This is a genomic window from Pirellulales bacterium (assembly GCA_035939775.1).
Classification (GTDB): domain Bacteria; phylum Planctomycetota; class Planctomycetia; order Pirellulales; family DATAWG01; genus DASZFO01.
This window is the reverse complement of the sequence record DASZFO010000168.1, coordinates 1-2,168: the sequence shown is the minus strand read 5'-3', so window position 1 is coordinate 2,168 and position 2,168 is coordinate 1. Positions and strand designations below refer to the sequence as shown.

Genomic DNA, 2,168 nt, shown 5'->3' with positions numbered 1-2,168 from the left:
TGTGCTGTTGCCGCGATTATTCTGGTTGATCGGGACCGTCTTGTCCGGCGCCGAATTCTGGCAGCAGCAACCGGCGCCGCAATGGCAAACGCCGCCTTTCATCCCACAGCGGCACTGTCCGGGTACGTGCTTGCCGGGAGCTTGCTTGGCGCATTGCTGCTGGTTCTTGCCCGAAACGGACGAACCACAAACGCACGACTCGCCGCCGCTCAGCCCGATGGCGATCAGGCAGGTGAGGACGAATCGAATTGGTCGCTGCAAGCAAATCACACTAAACCTCTAAGAACTTAAGAACTTATTCGGCATCCATGCGCCCGTACCGTTATCCGAATCGTACCACTTAGTCCGAGCGAAGGCAAGGAGAAAATGCGGCTTTCGCGGGCGTTTTGTACATAAAGTTGTGCGAGAATCACACTCATCAATCGTTCTCACCCGCTTTGCGCTCCGGACTCCTGGCTCCCCTCGCCCCGGTACTCCGCAATGCCGTTCGGCACGAAATTTGCGCCTGGGAGATGATGGTCTAGGATGACTGTCATTATGGCGCGCACCGATTCAACCCGACAGCGGCAAACAGAGCAGGCGAGTGGCCGGCTCCAGGCGATGCGATTGATCGCTGCCGTGGGGCGGCTGCTGGAGCAAATCCATCCCGCTGGCGCCGAGCGCGATCGGGCCGGCAACCGGAAGTTCTTCTACGATCATTACCTCACGCTGCTGTTGTTGTATTTTTTCAATCCCTCGCTCGACAGCCTGCGGGCTCTACAGAACGCTTCAAATTGGGAACGAGTCCAACGCAAGCTGGCCATTCCCCGCGTGTCGCTCGGCTCGCTTAGCGAGTCGGTCGGCGTGTTCGATCCGGCCCTGGTCCGGCCGATTTTCAAGGAGCTCGCTCGGCAGGCCCGGTCCCAACTGCGCGGGCGGGAAGCCGAAGCCCTGGAGAATCTCACGGCGGTCGACGGCTCGGTTTTTGCGGCGTTGCCCCGCATGGCTTGGGCCCTTTGGGAAGACGCCGAGCATCGCGGCGTGAAGCTGCACTTGCAGTTCTCCGTGGCGAAATGGGTTCCGCTGGACGCCACCATCACGCCGGCCGCTTGTTCGGAGCCGGCCGCGATGAAGGCCATGCTCCAGCCAGGACTGCTCTACGTGAATGACCGGGGCTACGCCAGCTTCGAGCTGATGCGGTCGGTGCTCGACGCCGGTTCGTCGCTGATCACGCGCGTCAAAGACGATCTCGCCTTGCGTGTCGAGAAAGAACTTCCGGTCGCGCCGCAGGCCGCTCGGGCGGGCGTCGTCCGCGACGTGATTCTCAAGCGGCTGGGCACTTCCCATCACAAGGATGTCGTCGGGCGCGCGATGCGATTGGTGATCGTGCGCTGCGCGGATCGGACCGGCAAGACGAGCGAGCTGTGGCTGATCACCGACCGGCTTGATCTGGCGGCCGACCTCGTGGCCATTGCCTATCGCTATCGCTGGACGATCGAATTGTTTTTCCGTTGGCTGAAGTGCGTGCTCGGCGCCCGACACTTGGTGTCGCATCAGAAAAACGGCGTCGCGCTGCAGATGTACGCGGCTTTGATCGTCAGTTTGCTGATCGCCATCCGCACCGGCTCGAAGCCGACCAAGCGGACCTTCGAGACGATCCAATTCTACTTGCTCGGCTGGGTCAGTGACCAAGAGTTCGCGGCCTACCTGGCCAGCTTGAAAAAATCGCAGAATTGATCCGACCACTCCGTGCGCCCCCGACGGACGTGGCCGCACGCGGCTGCGCCCACCGCATCCTCGCCGCGTCGGGCAAGCTCGACTAGATTGCCCGCAACGCCCTCCGTGGACCAAACTCCTCACACTCCACCCGCTCAATCCTCCCGCCAAACCGCGTGCCGAACGGCATTGCGGAGTACCGGGGCGAGGGGAGCCAGAACATTGGTTCAATCTGATTCACCGACCGAGACAAGCTCGCTGGGGTCTAGCAATGGCACTTGACTCGGCTAAACAGTTACGCCTTGCGGAACTCGGCCCGGTAAACCGGCTCGTTGCTTAGCCGCATCCGCCGCTCGAAATGCGTACGGTAGGCCAGGTCGTGTTCGGCCGCCGCCTCCGGTACCGCGATCGGCCCGGCGAGCCGCGTGCGGGCGGCCAGCAGTTCGAGCGCCACCTGGAAGTATTCTTCGACG

Annotated in this window: 2 protein-coding genes; one reads left to right on the top strand and one right to left on the bottom strand. The window is 62.0% G+C overall.

From position 1 onward, the window contains the following. Positions 1-261, bottom strand: a 261-nt coding sequence (locus VGY55_11290) for a hypothetical protein (protein HEV2970544.1), incomplete at its 3' end; no start/stop codon positions are given. 276 nt (positions 262-537) lie between these two features. Here VGY55_11290 and VGY55_11285 point away from each other — a divergent pair. After that, positions 538-1,716, top strand: a complete 1,179-nt coding sequence (locus tag VGY55_11285; GenBank protein HEV2970543.1) for an IS4 family transposase — start codon at positions 538-540, stop codon at positions 1,714-1,716. Positions 1,717-2,168: the final 452 nt, after the last annotated feature.

Bases quoted from the DNA above. Each gene is read 5' to 3' on its own strand.
- VGY55_11285 (HEV2970543.1), top strand. From the start codon at position 538: ATGGCGCGCACCGATTCAACCCGACAGCGGCAAACAGAGCAGGCGAGT.